Origin of the sequence: Catenulispora sp. EB89 (assembly GCF_041261445.1) — a bacterium.
In the GTDB taxonomy this organism is placed as follows: domain Bacteria; phylum Actinomycetota; class Actinomycetes; order Streptomycetales; family Catenulisporaceae; genus Catenulispora.
Genome location: NZ_JBGCCU010000015.1, coordinates 1 through 15,231 on the forward strand (window position 1 = coordinate 1; position 15,231 = coordinate 15,231).

Below are 15,231 nucleotides of genomic sequence, written 5' to 3' on the forward strand. Positions count from 1 at the left end.
GCGGCGCTGGCCCAGCGGGTGGTCGAGCTGCCGTCGTCGACGAGCGCGGCGGCGCGGCGCAGGCGGCGGCGCCGCCGCCGCCGCGCGTAGCGCTCCAGGCCGCCCTGGCGGTGGGCGGCGGCCTGAAGCGCTACGCGCCGCCGGGGAGGGGCGGGCCGATGGGGGCGCCGCCGGAACCGCGGTCGATGAAGCGGGTTGCGAGGACTACTGAGCGGGCGGAGGCGTTGTCGCCGTCGATGCGGCCGAACAGGAGTTGTGCGGCGGTGCGGCCGAGGGCTGCCGGGTCCTGGCTGACTACGGAGATCGGTGGGTCGAGCTTGTCGGCGAGGAGGAAGTCGTCGAAGCCGACCAGGGCGAAGCGGCGGAAGGCGCCTGCTTCGACCGCGCCGAGGGTGACCAGGTCGTTGCCGCTGAACAGGGCTGTCGGGGGGCTGGGTGCTGTCATCAGTTCGCTGATGGCGGCGGCTGCTTCCGGGACGCCGCGCAGGCCGTGGCGGACCAGGGTCGGGTCCACGGCGAGGCCGGCGGCGCGCATGGCCTGTTCGTAGCCGATGAAGCGTTCGCGTTGGGTCCAGATCTCCTGGCGGTCGCCCAGGTAGGCGATGCGGCTGTGGCCGAGGTCCAGGAGGTGGCGGACGGCGGTGGCGGTGCCGGCGCGGTTGTCGACGGCGACGCAGTCTACGTCCAGGCCGGTGGCGGGGCGGTCGACGCAGACCACCTTCACGCCGCGCGCCATCTGGGCCCGGAAGAAGGGGCGGTTGCCGCCGGTGGGGACCAGGACCAGGCCGTCGACCTGGCGGGCGCTGAAGGCGGAGACCACGTCGCGTTCGCGGCGGGGGTCGTCGTTGGTGCTGCCGACCAGGACCAGGAAGCCTCGGCGGTACGCTTCGTCCTCGACGGAGCGGGCCAGGGCGGAGAAGAAGGGGTTCGCCAGGTCGTCGACCACCAGGCCGATCGTGCGGGAGTCCTGGGCCTTGCGGCGCAGGTTCCGGGCGATGTCGTTACGCTGGTATCCCAGAGCCCTGATCGCCTCCTCGACCCGGGCCGCGGTCTGCGGGGCCACGCCGGCCTCGCCGGCCACCACCCGCGAGACCGTCATCAGCGACACCCCCGCCGCCCGCGCCACGTCCTTCATCGTGGGCCGCGCTGCCATCCGACCTCCTTGTTCGGCTGGTTAACGTTACCATCCGTGATTCAGTAGTGCGTCCCATTGACAACTCTTCTCAGGGGCCAGACAATCCCCGATGCCTGTGAACGTTCACAAGATACTGAGTCAGTCGTCATCGAGAGAAGAGACATCGTGACCGGTTCGAACCACACAGGGCGCAGATCGCGCCTCAGCTCCCTGATACCGGCCGGGGCCCTGGTGGCCGCCGCCGCGCTGGGCACCGCCGGACTCTCCGCGGGCGCCGCGAACGCCAGCACCAAAGCCGCCGTGCACGCCGCCTTCGTCGCCGATCCGGCCTCGACGGTCAACACCCTGGTGATGACCTCCGGCGGCGGCAACGACTTCCCGGGCGCGGACTCGCCGTTCGGCATGGTCCAGTGGAGTCCGGACTCGGTGAGCGGCCGCAACGCCGGGGGAGGGTATGACTACAGCGACGGCCAGACCCGCGGCTTCTCGCTGACGCACATGGCCGGTCCCGGCTGCGGCGCCATGGGCGACATCCCGGTGCTGCCGCTGACCGGGGCGCTGCCCTCCGGCGACCCCGGTGTCATCGACGAGCCGATCGACCACAGCAGCGAGCAGGGCACCGCCGGCTACTACACCGTGAAGACCGGCTCGACCCCGGTGAAGACCGAGCTGACGACCACCGCGCACACCGGCATGGCCCGCTTCACGTTCCCGTCCACCAGCCAGGCCGACGTCCTGCTCAAGCTGCTGGACAGCCAGAACGGCACCACCGCCTCCAGCGCGCAGCTCGTCGGCAACAACGAGGTCACCGGCACCGCGACCTCCGGCGGCTTCTGCGGTGAGACCGGCAGCTACACGCTGCACTTCGACATGGTCTTCGACCAGCCCTTCACCTCGGCCTCGCAGATCGTCACCGAGTCCGGCCAGCCCGGCCCCAACTCGGTGTTCCTGCAGTTCAACGCCAGCTCCAACCAGGTCGTCCAGGCCAAGGTCGGCATCTCCTATGTGAGCGCCGCAAACGCTTCCGCGAACCTGTCCGCGGAGAACTCAGGGTTCTCCTTCAGCTCGGTGCAGACCGCGAACCACAACGCGTGGAACGCCCAGCTGAACAAGATCCAGATAGCCGGCGGCACCTCCACGCAGCAGCAGCTGTTCTACACCTCGCTCTACCACGCGCTGCTGCACCCCAACACGGTGACCGACGTCAACGGCCAGTACATGGGCTTCGACAACGCCGTGCACACCGCGCCGTCCGGGCACCAGCAGTACGACCAGTTCTCCGGCTGGGACGTCTACAAGGGCCAGACCCAGCTGGAGGCGATGGTCGATCCCTCGATCGCCTCGGACGCGGCGCAGTCCCTGGTCAACGACTACGCCCAGGGCGGGACGTTCCCGCAGTGGGGCTTCATGAACTTCTACAACTGGGTCATGGACGGCGACCCGGCCACCGCCGCGATCTCGAACTACTACGCGTTCGGCGGTACCGGCTTCGACACCTCGACCGCGCTGTCGGACATGCTCACCGAGGCCACGACGAACAACAACGTGCGCCGCGGCACCAGCCTGGAGAACACCTATGGCTACCTGCCCTCCGACCTCTACACCGGCTCGCTGGGCTGCTGCAACGTCCGCGACACGGCCTCCAGCCTGATCGAGTACGACAACGCCGACTTCGCCCTGTCGAAGTTCGCGCTGTCCCAGGGCGACACCGCGAACAGCGTCAAGTTCAACATCCGGGCCAACAACTGGAAGCACATCTTCAACCCGGCCAACGACCTGCTGAACCCGGTGCAGAGCAACGGCAGCTTCGACAGCATCAACACCGGCACCACGACCGGGTTCACCGAGTCCACGGCCGCGCAGAACCGCTTCGACGTCGGCTTCGACCAGCCGGCGCTGGCCGCGCTCTACGGCGGCAACAGCGCGATCAACTCGGCGCTGGACTACTACTTCCAGACGTTCAACAGCACCAGCTCCGACCAGTCGTTCCTGTCCAACGAGGTGGACCTGGGCACGCCCTGGTTCTACGACTGGACCGGCGAGCCCTCGCACACCCAGTCGGTGGTGAACCGGGTCCTGAACCAGCTGTACCAGGACACTCCCGCCGGCTTCCCGAACAACGACGACCTGGGCACCATGTCCTCGCAGTACGTGTGGGGCGCCCTGGGCATGTACCCGGTGACCCCGGGCAGCGCGGACCTGGCGTTCAACAGCCCGCTGTTCACGCAGGCGATCGTCCACCTGGACTCCGGCTCGAACATCACCATCAACGCCCCGGCCGCCTCGGCGAGCAACTACTACGTGCAGTCGCTCAACGTGAACGGCGCGGCGAGCACCCACACCTGGCTCCCGGCCTCGACGTGGAAGGCCGGCGTGACGCTGGACTTCACCCTCGGCTCCGCGGCCTCGTCCTGGGGCACCGCGGCCACTGACGCGCCGCCTGCGTACGACCAGAGCGCCACCTCGAACACCGGCCCGATCACCTCCGGCATCGCCGGCAAGTGCGCGGACGACAACAACCGCAACACCGCCAACGGCACCAAGATCCAGCTGTGGACCTGCAACGGCTCGGTCGCGCAGCAGTTCACCGTCAACTCCAACGGCAGCCTGGGCGTCATGGGCGGTTGCGTGGACGTCACCAACGGCGGTACCGCCAACGGCACGCTGGTGCAGCTGTACACGTGCAACGGCACCGGGTCGCAGGTGTGGCAGCAGACGTCCAACGGCTCGCTGCTGAACCCGCAGTCCGGCAAGTGCCTGGACGACCCGAACAGCAGCACCACCGACGGCACGCAGTTGCAGATCTACACCTGCAACGCTACCAACGCTCAGAAGTGGAAGCTGCCGTAGCGGTACGCCGCCGCCGGCTCACACCGCGATGAGCTGAACACGATCAGGGGCCTGGTTCACACCGAACCAGGCCCCTGACGTCTCCCCCCAGGGAGTCCTCAGTCCTGCGCGTGCGCCAGCAGCCGCCGCACGTTGTCCAACTCGAACGGGTGGTTCCCGCCGAGGATGATGTGGTCGGCGCCGGCGTCCAGGTACGCCTGGTAGTTGTCGATCTCGTCGTCGCCGATCATCACGGTGCGCTCCACGGCCTTGGGGTCGCGGCCGAGCTTCGCGCACCACTCGTTCAGCACCTGGTTCTTGTGCCGGAAGTTCTCCACCGGCCCGAAGGTGTTCCACAGGTCGGCGTACTGCGCGACCAGCCGCAGCGTCACCTTCTCCCCGCCGCCGCCGATCAGGATCGGCAGGTCCGGGTCGGCCGGCTTGAGCTTGCCCAGCCGCTCCTTGATCCGCGGCAGCGCCTCGCCCAGGGCCCGCAGGCGCTCCGGCGCGGTGCCGAACTCGTAGCCGTACTCGGTGTAGTCCCGCTCGAACCAGCCGGCGCCGACGCCCAGCACGTACCGGCCGCCGGAGAGCAGGTCGACGGTCCGGGCCATGTCCGCCAGCAGCTCGGGGTTGCGGTAGCTGTTGCAGTACACGAGCATCCCGAACCGGGCCCGCGTGGTGGTCACGGCCATCGCGGCGAGCAGGCTGGACCCCTCGAAGTGGGTGCCCTCCGGGTCGCCGTTGAGCGGGTAGAAGTGGTCCCAGGTGAAGATCGAGTCGACGCCGAGCTCGTCCGCACGCTGCCACGCCTCGCGCAGGGCGGTGATGTCGGTGTGCTGGGGGCGCAGCTGGACGCCCACTTTGAATCGCGCCATGATCGGCGGTCCTCACTGTCGGTGGTGTGGGTGGTAGGGGTGTTCGGGGGTTCCGGTACGGGGTTTCCCCGATCACTCCACCACAGGAACGGCTGAGTGGCCTTTTCGGCTCGCCGATCGGACGGCACACCGTCCGGAACGGCGCGCCGCGGCCTGCCGGCGGTTGCTGTTTGCCGACTATCGTTTGCCGGCTATCGGCTACCTGCTACCGGCTCGCCGGTCCCGGCGGCGGATGCTCGGAGAGCACCAGCGAAGCGGCCGGCTGCTGGTTGAAGTCGAAGTCCTTCCACAGGTCGCCGAGCTGCGAGGCGTCCTCGCGCACGTCCGGACGCGGGTCGGGGCGGCCGTCGGTGGCCGGGTCCAGGCGCTGGCCCTTCAGGAAACGGTCCTCGATCAGCTTGTCGTAGGCGTCGAAGCTGAGCGTCTGGTGGTCGATCGTCCCCTGCTTGGCGTAGGGATTGATGACGATGCCGGGGACGCGCAGCCCATAGCCGTTGCCGTCCACGGACGGCGGCGCCACGTGGTCGTAGAAGCCGCCCCAGTCGTCCCAGGACAGGAAGATCGCCGTGGAGCTCCAGTCCGGGCCCTTCATGACCGCGTTCACCAGGTTGGTAACGTAGGCCTGGCCGTCGGCGATCGAGGCCGGCGGGTGTTCGCTGACCTGCTGGGACGGCACGACCCAGGAGACCTGGGGCAGTGTGCCCTTGGTGGCGGCGGTGACGAAGTTGTCGACGGACTGGATGTTGCCGACCTGGCCGTCGTCCTTCACGGTCGAGAACTCCGGGAGCGGGTTCCAGATGCCGGGCGTCTTCACGTCCTGCTTCACCGGCGCGCACGTCGCGGCGTCGTCCTCGCAGTCCGGTTCGCTGCCGCTCACGAGGTAGTAACCCCAGCTGATTCCCGCGCGGTACATCAGATACGTCAGATCGGTCCAGGCATAGTTCTTCATGCCCGGGTTCTGCAGAGCGTTGGTACAGCTGCTCGGATCGTTGGCCTTGGTGCAGTGCGCCGACCACTCCGAGACCAGGAACAGGTGCGCCGGCAGCGACCAGGAGGCGTTCGGCTCGAACATGTGGTCCTGCAAGGTGAAATGCTGCGCGTAGGACCAGTAGTTGGGGATCTCGCGGGCGTCGTGCCAGCCCATGACGTCCGGCTCGCCGACCGGGACGCAGTTGGGGTTGTCAGGGTTCGTGCACGGTGTATTCTGCGCCGCGGCGCCGGTCGCGACCTGGCCGACGAAGCCGTCCATCTTGCCGCCGTCGATGTCGGCGGCGGCGTTGTTCTGGCTGTGCGGGCCGCCTTTGTTGACGAGGTTGCCGTCGTGGAACGGCGGGTCGCACTTGCCGGTTGCGGCATCGGGGACGCAGGCTCCGGCGGGGATGCCGGCGGCGCCGGGGTACGTGCCGAAGTAGGAGTCGAAGCTCCTGTTCTCCTGCATGATCACGACGATGTGCTGGATCTTGTCGGCGCCGACCGGCGCGCCGGGCCCCGGGCCTGCGGGCAGCGCGGTCACGCCGGCGGGCAGCAGCGTGCCCGAGGACGGGGCCGACGGCGCGCCCGAGCCCGACGACGATGACGACGAGGTCGAGGTCGAGCTCGCGCTGCCATGAGGCTTTGCGGAACCGGTGGTGCAGGCGCCGGCGAGCAGTCCCGCTGCCAGCACCGCGCCCCAGCGCGTCGTCCGAGATCTCCGATCACTCATGGTGATGACCGTACTCACACGACGTAAGGATTCCGTCTAGCCCGCGCCCTATTGCGGTGGCGCGCCCTTCGAGCCGTTGCACATCGGGACGTTGCCGAACGCGCCGTTGTTGGCGCCGCCGTGGCCGTCGACGGCGTTGACCCAGCCCCAGTGCTGGTTGTTGGCCTCGGTCCAGGCCCACCAGTTGTTGAAGTACTGCCCGTTGCTCTCGCTCACGCTACGGCCCTGGGCCTGGCAGATCACCCAGTTCGTGCCCTGCGGCAGGTAGCCGACGTTGCCGCCGCCGCTGTCCAGGACCGGGGAGCCGCCGCTGTAGCCGTTGCCCGCCGTGTCGAAGGGGCAGTTGATGCCGGTGCCCTGCGGGGTCGATGCGGTGCCGCCGCACGGGACCGGCGCCGGCGCAGGGGCCTGCGACGTCGAGGGCGGCGGGGCGGGCGCCTTCGAGGTGGACGGCGGCGGGGCCTGCTGGGTGGTGGTATGCGAGGCCGGGGCGCTCGGCGCGCCGGCGGCCGAGGAATGCCCGGCCGAAGAGGGCTGGACCTGGCCGCCGGTCGAGGAGTTCTGGGCCTGGCCGGTCGGTGCAGCCGCCGAGGAGGTGCTGCTGCCGGACGGCGGGATGCCGTTGGAGGTCGGCAGGGAGTCACCCGGCTTGGAGTTGCCGCCGGACAGGTCGCCGCCGTCCTTTGCCGCCGAGCTCTGGGCGGCGGCCTGAGTCGAAGCGCTGCCCTGCGACGCGGTGGTGTCCGACTTGCCGCCGCCGAACGCCATCGCCACTCCCCCGGCGACCAGCCCGACCGCCACCACTGAGGCGGCGACGACGAGGGCGACCGGCCGCTTGCGGCTCGGCGGCATCTGCTCGGTGTCGCCGGGGCGTTGCGAGCCGGTGCCGTGCGGGCCTTGGGGACCGTACGGGCCGTTCGGGCCGCCGAGGCCGTTCGCACCGCCGGGACCGTTCGGACCGTTCGGACCGTTCGGACCACCGAGGCCGTACGGGCCGCCGTTCGAACCGCCGGACCGCGCGCGCCCGGACATGTCACCGAACCCCGCGGCGTTCACCGCGCTGCCGGTCAAGCCTCCCGCCTCGTGGCCGGGGCCGAAGTCGGCGCCGAACCCGGCGACGCCGCCGGCGCCGGCCATCCCGCCGGAACCCGGCGGACGCGGGTCCTGCCGCAGGTCCAGGCGCGCGGTCTCGGCGGCCGCGTGCGCCGCGGTCAGGTCGTAGTCGCGCACGGTGTGCATGGCCAGCGGCTTGGGCAGCCAGGTCGTGGCCAGCTCCAGCGTGTCGCCGGTGATGCCGCCGCTGGAGAAGTCGGTGGTGGTCACCGGCACGCCGGGCCAGTCGCTGGCGCCGCGCAGCCGCTCGGCCTCGGCGGCCATGCGCGTGGCGTCGGGGCGCTGCTCGGGGTCCTTGGCCAGGCACTGCGCGACCAGCGGCCGCAGTTCCTCGGGCAGGTCGGCCAGGTCCGGCGTGCCGTGCACGACTCGGTAGGCGACGGTGACCGGCTCGCCGCCGCCGAAGGCCAGCTTGCCGGTGGCCGCGAAGGCCAGCACCACGCCGCCGGCGAAGACGTCGCCGGCCGGCAGCATCGCCTGGCGCTCGATGCGCTCCGGCGCGATGAAGCCGGCCACGCCGAGCACGCCGGCGTGGGTGGCGGTGAGCTTGGTGTCGTCGGTCGCGCGGGCGATGCCGAAGTCGATGATGCGCGGACCGTCGGCGGCCAGCAGGATGTTGTTCGGCTTGATGTCCCGGTGCACCACGCCGGCCGCGTGCACGGCCGCCAGCGCCTGGCCCAGGCACTGCGCGAGCACCGCGACGGTCTCGGTGGGCAGCGGACCGAAGCGCGTGACCGCGGCGTCCAGGGTGGGTCCGGCCACGTACTCGGTGGCCAGCCACGGCGACTCGGCATCCGGATCGGCGTCCAGGACCCGGGAGATCCACGGCCCGCTGACCCGCCGCGCCGAGGAGATCTCGCGGCGGAAGCGGGCCCGGAAGTCGGGGTCCTGCAGGAAGTCGTTGCGGACCACCTTCACGGCCGCCGGCTGACCGGCCGGGTCCCAGCCCAGGTAGACACTGCCCATGCCGCCGGCTCCCAGCCGGCCGGTCAGGACGTACGGCCCGATCCGGTGCGGGTCCCCGGCACCAAGAGTCTGCATCGTCATCGGCCCCCATCCCGTTCTGCGACTGACGATCAGATGGTTACCATACCGATGATGGGCATGATCGTGGTCATCGTCTGTCGCGGAGCAGGTGCGCTTAGCTTTTGCGAACCTTGCCGGCAGCGCCGGGGCGCGCCACGCCCTCGACCTCGGTGCAGATGCCGGACACGCGCGCGTGACCGGTCCAGCCGTTGAGGCGGCCGCGGTTGTTGCTGATCTGGACGCGGGAGTTCGCGTGGTCGACGGCCGAGACCAGGTGCAGGTAGGTGGTGCCGGCGACGCGCGCCAGCACGATGTCGCCGACTTCGAGCGACGCGGGGTCCACCGGCGCGACGGTCACCTGCTGGCGGCTGCGGATCAGGGGGATCATGGACGAGCCGGTCGGGCGGAAGCGCACTTCGGTGCCCGCGGCGACGCGCGCCGCGAAGGCGTCCAGCATTCCCATGGCGGTGAGCATGTCAGGGTTCGTCGCCGGCGCGCCACGGGGTTTGCGGCGCTCCCTTGCGGCGCTCCCCCTCTCACCCCGCCGATTCCGCGGGCCACGTCCGCAGCCCCCGCACCAGCCCGAGGAAGGCGCGTTCGGCCGGTGACAGCAGCCGGTCGCGGCGGTAGGCGACGACGACGGGGCGGGAGCGCAGTGGCGGGTCGACGTCGAGGACGACCAGGCGGCCGTCGCGGACTTCGGCGTCTATGGCGTGCTCGGAGATCAGGGATATGCCCAGGCCGGCGGCGACCGACTGTTTGATGGTCTCCGGGCCCCACATGTCGGCCTTGGCCATGTCGTCGAGGTCCCAGCCGATGAGGGCCGCTTCCTGCAGGTCGCGGGTTTGGGAGCCGGGTTCGCGCAGCAGGAAGCGTTCGGCGGCCAGGTCGGGCGGGGTGAGGGTGCCGGGGGTCCGGGTGAGGTGGTGGCCGGGGGCGGCGACCAGGAGCAGCCGTTCGTCCAGGACCGTCTCGGTCTTCAGTTGGGGCGCGCCGGGTTGGCCGGCGACGATGGCCAGGCCGAGTTCGCCGTCCAGGAGGCGTTTGACGATCTGGCCGTTGTTGCCGACGACGATGTCGCACTCGATGTTGTTGTGCCGGTCGCGGAAGCGGGCGAGCAGGCGCGGCAGCAGGTAGGTGCCGACGGTGGTGGTGCCGCCGACTTCCAGGCGGCCGGTCTGGACGCCGGAGACCTCGCGGATGGCCGCGACCGCCTCCTCGGCGAGCAGGAACACCCGGCGTGCGTACTCGACCAGGACCTCGCCCTCGGCGGTGGGGCGGATGCGGGGTCCGGAGCGGTCGATGAGGGTGGTCTGCAGGGACTGTTCGAGGTTGCGGACGTGGTTGGAGACCGAGGGCTGGCTCATGTAGAGCTTTTGCGCGGCCGCGGAGAAGCCGCCGGTCTCGACCACGGTCATGAAGATCGACAAGCGGTGCAAGTTCAGCTGCGTCACGGTAGGTCCACTTCCCACGCCTCCTGCCCCGTGTCCGTCAGCCTATTCCCCCGGGTTAACAACGGGCCTCCGTTCAGCGACCGGCGCGGATCTTGGAGATGGACGTTTCCAGCGCGGTCAGGAAACGCTCCAGCGTCGGCAGCGGGAGCTCTCCCATCGTGGACACCCGGAAGAAGGTCTTCGCCAGGTCGCCTTGGCCGGCGTAGATGACGAAGCCCTCGTCCTTGAGCGCGTCGTGGAGTTCGGGGTAGGTGATGCCCTCCGGCAGGTAGACCATCGAGATCGAGTTGGAGCGGTGCTCGGCGGGGATCAGGATCTCCAGGCCGAGCCGTTCGAATCCGGCGCGGACGAGCGCGGCGCGCGCCTGGTATTGCGCGACCCGTGCCGCGACGCCGCCGCGTTCCTCCAACTCCTTGATGGCCTCGTCGAGGGCGAAGCACACCTGCACGGCCGGGGTGAAGGGGACGTCGCCCTTGCGTTGGCCGGTGAGGTAGGTGTCGGCGTTGAGGTAGAGGGAGCGGACCGGTACTTCCTGGAGGCGTTCGATCCCTTTGTGGGAGCACAGGATGAAGGAGATGCCGGGCAGGCCGTGCAGGCCTTTGTTGGCGGTGCCGCAGATGATGTCGGCGTTGAGGTCTTCGTGGCCCTCGTCCTCGATCGCGGTGGCGCTGATCGCGTCGACGACCATCAGCACCCCGGCCTCGCGGGCGATGCGGCCGATGGCGCCGACCGGGTTGATCATGCCGGTGGTGGTCTCGTGCTGGACGACCGCGACGGCGTCGACGTCGGGGTGCGCGGCGAGCGCGGCCCGCACGGCCTCGGGGTCGGCCGGCTGGGTCCACTCCCCCGTGACCGAGTGCGCGGTGATCCCGTTGACCTCGGCGATCCGGGCGAGCCGGTCGCCGTAGACGCCGTTGCGCACCACCAGGATCGAGCGGCCGGCCCGTACCGCGCTGATCACGGCCATCTCCATCGCGGAGGTGCCGGAGCCGGTGACGACGATCGCCTCGTGGGTGTCGGCGATGTTCAGCACTCGGGTGAGCCCGGCGCGGATGGAGCCGAGCAGCTCGGAGAACTCCGGCTCGCGGTGGCACCAGTCGCCGCGGCCGAGGGCGTCGCGGACGCGCTCGGAGGTGCACGCCGGACCGGGGTTGAGCAGGACGAGGGAGGCGGCGGGATGCGCTGTCATGGCCCCCAGGCTAGGCGGGCGATCATGGGGCGCGGAATGGCTGTTCGGGCATGGCGGTCATAGCTGAAAGCGTGTGGGGCGCCCGGAAAGTCAGCCCGCCACAGCGTTGTTCCGCGCCGTCTGCTGCAGGAACCCCAGCGGGTCGGCCAGCAGCGGCTCGAACGCCTTCTCCGCGGCGCCGATCAGCGTGGAGTCCGCTCCGAGTCCCGGCGTCACCAGGCGCACGCCTTCGCGCACCACGCCCAGGCTCCCGGAGAGCAGGTTCGTGCGGATCTGCCCCTGGACCGCCGGGAACACGTCGTCGAACAGGCCGCCGAAGATCACCATGCTGGGGTTGAACACCGTGACGATGTTCGCCACGCCCAACGCGATCCAGCTGCCGATGTGCTCCAGCGCGCGGACGGCCTTCTCGTCCCCGGCGGTCGCCTCGGCGACGAGTTCGGCGACGGTCGCGCGGCGGCCGTCGGCGTGGCCGGCGGCGGCCAGGATCGCCGGTTCGCCGATCTCGGTCTCCCAGCAGCCGCGCGCGCCGCAGCGGCACAGCCGGCCGGAGGGGTTGACGACCATGTGGCCGACTTCGCCGGCGTAGCCGTCGTGGCCGGACATGGCTTCGCCGCCGGCGATCACGCCGGCGCCGACGCCGACCTCGCCGACCAGGTACACCACGTCGTCGCAGCCGACGGCGGCGCCGCGGGTGCGTTCGGCCAGGGCGCCGAGGTCGGCGTCGTTGCCGACGGCGACGGGGGCGCCGATGCCGAAGGTCTCCACCAGGCGGCGGTGCAGGATGTCGCCGAGGGGGGCGTCGCCCCAGTCGTCCCAGTTCATGTTGGGCACGAAGCGCAGCATGCCGTCGGCGGAGCGGACGGCGGCCGGGACGGCGGCGCCGACTCCGGCGCACAGCGCGCCGGGCGGGATGTCCTCGGCGGAGAGCAGTTCGCCGGTGAAGCGTTCGAGGTGCCCCATGACGTCTTCGAGGTCGTAGTCGCCGCGCGGGCGGTAGAGCTCGCGGCGGTCCAGGACCTGGCCGCCGAGTCCGACGCGGGCCGCGACGACGAAGTCGACGCCGATCATGTAGGCGAGCGCGTAGACGTGCGCGGCGCGCGGGACGACCACCAGGGAGGGGCGTCCGGCACCGAGGTGCTGTCCGGGGAGTTCCTCCTCGACCAGGCCGGCCGAGGACAGGTCCGCGGTGAGCGCGCCGATCGTGGAGCGGTTGAGGTTCATGCTCGCGGTCAGGACCGCCCGCGAGGTGGGTCCGTGTTCGTGGACGTAGCGCAGGAGAGTGGACAGGTTGTGCCGGCGCAGCTCCTCCTGGGTCACACCGTAGGTGAACCCCTTGCGGGCCCTCATGGTTCTCTCCTCGCTGCGCGTTTCCCCGCGTGTCGGCCGGTATCGGCCGGTCTCGGACATTATGGCCGAGACCGGCCGAATCACCCGGTCAGTGCGCGTCGCCCCGTCCGACCCGGCGGGAGGCCGCGTCGAAGCCGGCCGCGAGGAGCAGCACCAGGCCGGTCACGATCCACTGCCAGGCCTGGCTGTTCGCCCCCTTGATCAGGTCGCCCATGCCGTTCTGGATGACCGCCACGACCAGGCCGCCCCAGACCGCGTCCATGATGCGGCCGCGGCCGCCGAACAGGCTGGTGCCGCCGATGACGGCCGCGCCGACGGCCAGCAGCAGGGTGTTGCCGGCGCCGAAGTTCGAGGCCACCGACTCCAGCTGGGAGGCCTGCACGACGCCGGCCACCGCGGCCAGCGTGGAGCACAGGACGAACACCGAGATGCGGATCCGGTCGACCCGGATACCGGCCCGGCGCGAGGCCTCGTCGTTGCCGCCGACGGCGTAGATGTGCCGGCCGTAGCGGGTGCGGCCGAGCAGGAAGGTCAGGCCGACGGTGAGGACGATCAGCAGCAGCACCACCCAGGGGATGCCCTCGATCTTCAGGTTGTTGAAGAACGCGTTCTGCTGGATCGCGCGGTTCTCGCCGAGCAGGTAGACGAAGATCGCGCCGAGGATCAGCATCAGGACGGTCTTGAAGAACGTCACCAGGGCCGGCTCGGCTTCCAGGCCGGCCGCGCGCTTGCTGACCGCGATGCGCAGCTTCACCAGGGCGTAGCCGCCGGCCACCACGGCCAGCATGACCCAGCCCAGCCACAGCGGCATCAGGTTGTTGTTGTAGCCCTCGAGCGTGATGATCGGCTTGGCGGCCTGGTCCGGCAGCGAGATGGAGCCGGCCTTGCCGACCTGCATCAGCACGATGCCCTGGAAGGACAGGAACGCGGCCAGGGTGACGACGAACGAGGGGATGCGGGCCTTGGCGCGCAGCCAGCCGATGGCGAAGCCCAGGACCGCGCCGACGATGATCGCGGCCAGCACGGACCAGTACCAGGCGACGTTGTGCCGCACGATCATGACCGCCATCAGCGCCGCGCACACGCCGGAGGCGGTGCCCGCGCTCAGGTCGATCTCGCCCAGCAGCAGGACGAAGACCAGGCCCATGGCCAGCACGATGATCGGTGCGGCCTGGGTGACCAGGTTGGCGATGTTGTACAGCGACAGGAAGCCGTTCTGCACGATCGCGAAGAAGATGACCAGGACGACCAGGCCGGCCACGGCGGGCATGGAGCCCAGCTCGCCGCCGCGGGCCCGGTCGATGCGGTTGCGGCCGTAGGCCAGCAGGGTGCCGGCCGCGCCGGCCGCGGGGGCCGCGTCGGCGGCGGTGCCGGTGGCCGCGGCGGTGGAGTTCTCGGTGACAGGCTGGCTGCTCATGAGGCCGCCCCCTTCCCGTCGGAATCGGTGTTCGCGTCGGCTGCGGTGTTCGCGTCGGCCGCTTCGAGCGCGTCGGTGATGCCGGTCCCGCCGGCGGCGGTGAGGCTGGTGCCTCCGACGGCCGGGGCGTTGTGCCCGTTGCCGTTGCCGTTGCCGTTGCCGCCGCCGTTGGTGCCGGGCTGCAGGCCCAGGTCCCCGGAGCGGCCGGCGGTGATCAGCTCGACGATCTGGGTCTGGGTCACGTCCGAGCGCTTGACCTGCGCGGCCATCCGGCCCAGGTACAGCGCGGCGATCCGGTCGGAGACCTCGAGCACGTCGCGCATGTTGTGCGAGATCAGGATGACCGCGTGGCCGCGGTCGGCCAGGCGCCGGACGAGCTCCAGGACCTGCTCGGTCTGGGCCACACCCAGGGCGGCGGTCGGCTCGTCGAGGATGACGACCTTGGAGTTCCAGAGCACCGACTTGGCGATGGCCACGGTCTGCCGCTGGCCGCCGGACAGGCTGGAGACCTGCTGGCGCAACGACTTCACGGTGCGCACCGACAGGCCGGCCAGCGTCTCGCCGGCCAGGCGCTCCATGGTGTTCTCGTCCAGGGTCTTCCAGGCCGAGACACGCTCGCGGCCCAGGAACATGTTCCCGACGATGTCCAGGTTCTCGCACAGCGCGAGGTCCTGGTACACGATCTCGATGCCGAGCGCGGCGGCGTCGCGGGGGTCGTGCACCTTGACCGGCTGGCCCTCGAACAGGTACTCGCCGCTGTCGATGGCGTAGGTGCCACCGATGCACTTCACCAGCGTGGACTTGCCGGCGCCGTTGTCACCGACCAGGGCGGTGACCTCGCCGGCGTGCGCCTCGAACTCGACGTCCTGCAGGACGTGCACCGGTCCGAAGGACTTGTTGACTGCCCGCAACTGAAGGATCGGCTCGCCCGATCCTGCCGTCCGGGGTGTCGTGGACGTGGTTGTTTCCGTCACCTCACACCTCTCTCAACTCATGACGCCCAGCAATCGAACGGTCGAGCCAGAGCGGTCGAGCCCGAACGGTCTTGCCTTGAGCGACCCTTCGACTTCTCGGCCGCGGGTCGCTCCGTGGGCTTCGCAGGGGGATTGGACGCTCCCGCGCGGAGCACTCGCAGACC

Annotated in this window: 11 protein-coding genes; 1 reads left to right on the forward strand and 10 read right to left on the reverse strand. The window is 70.4% G+C overall.

Annotated features, from left to right (window positions below):
- Positions 1–130: 130 nt before the first annotated feature.
- Positions 131–1,153: a LacI family DNA-binding transcriptional regulator gene (locus ABH920_RS28410; protein WP_370352223.1), complete on the reverse strand. Its 1,023-nt coding sequence runs from the start codon at positions 1,151–1,153 to the stop codon at positions 131–133.
- 147 nt (positions 1,154–1,300) lie between these two features.
- On the opposite strand from ABH920_RS28410, the gene ABH920_RS28415 reads away from it, so the two are divergent.
- Positions 1,301–3,985 (forward strand): GH92 family glycosyl hydrolase, encoded by a 2,685-nt coding sequence (locus ABH920_RS28415; protein WP_370352224.1) that lies wholly within the window; start codon positions 1,301–1,303, stop codon positions 3,983–3,985.
- A gap of 98 nt (positions 3,986–4,083) precedes the next feature.
- Here the strand turns inward: ABH920_RS28415 and ABH920_RS28420 are convergent, their stop codons facing one another.
- From ABH920_RS28420 to ABH920_RS28460, 9 genes are all read right to left on the reverse strand, one after another.
- On the reverse strand, positions 4,084–4,842 hold the full coding sequence (locus ABH920_RS28420; RefSeq protein ID WP_370352225.1) for an LLM class F420-dependent oxidoreductase: 759 nt from the start codon (positions 4,840–4,842) through the stop codon (positions 4,084–4,086).
- A gap of 205 nt (positions 4,843–5,047) precedes the next feature.
- Positions 5,048–6,544 carry an alkaline phosphatase family protein gene (locus ABH920_RS28425; protein ID WP_370352226.1) on the reverse strand — a complete coding sequence of 499 codons (1,497 nt, stop codon included), beginning with the start codon at positions 6,542–6,544 and terminating at the stop codon, positions 5,048–5,050.
- Positions 6,545–6,592: 48 nt separating this feature from the next.
- Positions 6,593–8,704 carry a serine/threonine-protein kinase gene (locus ABH920_RS28430; protein ID WP_370352227.1) on the reverse strand — a complete coding sequence of 704 codons (2,112 nt, stop codon included), beginning with the start codon at positions 8,702–8,704 and terminating at the stop codon, positions 6,593–6,595.
- Between the two features lie 94 nt (positions 8,705–8,798).
- Positions 8,799–9,158 (reverse strand): S26 family signal peptidase, encoded by a 360-nt coding sequence (locus ABH920_RS28435; RefSeq protein WP_370352228.1) that lies wholly within the window; start codon positions 9,156–9,158, stop codon positions 8,799–8,801.
- Between the two features lie 61 nt (positions 9,159–9,219).
- Positions 9,220–10,137, reverse strand: a complete 918-nt coding sequence (locus ABH920_RS28440; RefSeq protein WP_370352229.1) for a LysR family transcriptional regulator — start codon at positions 10,135–10,137, stop codon at positions 9,220–9,222.
- A 73-nt stretch (positions 10,138–10,210) separates the two neighbouring features.
- Positions 10,211–11,326 (reverse strand): alanine--glyoxylate aminotransferase family protein, encoded by a 1,116-nt coding sequence (locus ABH920_RS28445; protein WP_370352230.1) that lies wholly within the window; start codon positions 11,324–11,326, stop codon positions 10,211–10,213.
- Positions 11,327–11,416: 90 nt separating this feature from the next.
- Positions 11,417–12,676 (reverse strand): ROK family protein, encoded by a 1,260-nt coding sequence (locus ABH920_RS28450; RefSeq protein ID WP_370352231.1) that lies wholly within the window; start codon positions 12,674–12,676, stop codon positions 11,417–11,419.
- Positions 12,677–12,764: 88 nt separating this feature from the next.
- Positions 12,765–14,093, reverse strand: coding sequence for a sugar ABC transporter permease (locus ABH920_RS28455; RefSeq protein WP_370352232.1), 1,329 nt, complete (start codon positions 14,091–14,093; stop codon positions 12,765–12,767).
- Positions 14,090–15,067: an ATP-binding cassette domain-containing protein gene (locus ABH920_RS28460; RefSeq protein ID WP_370352233.1), complete on the reverse strand. Its 978-nt coding sequence runs from the start codon at positions 15,065–15,067 to the stop codon at positions 14,090–14,092. The genes ABH920_RS28455 and ABH920_RS28460 overlap by 4 nt, the downstream gene beginning before the upstream one ends.
- Between the last annotated feature and the right edge of the window lie 164 nt (positions 15,068–15,231).

Bases quoted from the DNA above. Each gene is read 5' to 3' on its own strand.
- ABH920_RS28425 (WP_370352226.1), bottom strand. From the start codon at position 6,544: ATGAGTGATCGGAGATCTCGGACGACGCGCTGGGGCGCGGTGCTGGCA.
- ABH920_RS28430 (WP_370352227.1), bottom strand. From the start codon at position 8,704: ATGACGATGCAGACTCTTGGTGCCGGGGACCCGCACCGGATCGGGCCG.
- ABH920_RS28455 (WP_370352232.1), bottom strand. From the start codon at position 14,093: ATGAGCAGCCAGCCTGTCACCGAGAACTCCACCGCCGCGGCCACCGGC.
- ABH920_RS28410 (WP_370352223.1), bottom strand. From the start codon at position 1,153: ATGGCAGCGCGGCCCACGATGAAGGACGTGGCGCGGGCGGCGGGGGTG.
- ABH920_RS28445 (WP_370352230.1), bottom strand. From the start codon at position 11,326: ATGACAGCGCATCCCGCCGCCTCCCTCGTCCTGCTCAACCCCGGTCCG.
- ABH920_RS28435 (WP_370352228.1), bottom strand. From the start codon at position 9,158: ATGCTCACCGCCATGGGAATGCTGGACGCCTTCGCGGCGCGCGTCGCC.
- ABH920_RS28420 (WP_370352225.1), bottom strand. From the start codon at position 4,842: ATGGCGCGATTCAAAGTGGGCGTCCAGCTGCGCCCCCAGCACACCGAC.
- ABH920_RS28450 (WP_370352231.1), bottom strand. From the start codon at position 12,676: ATGAGGGCCCGCAAGGGGTTCACCTACGGTGTGACCCAGGAGGAGCTG.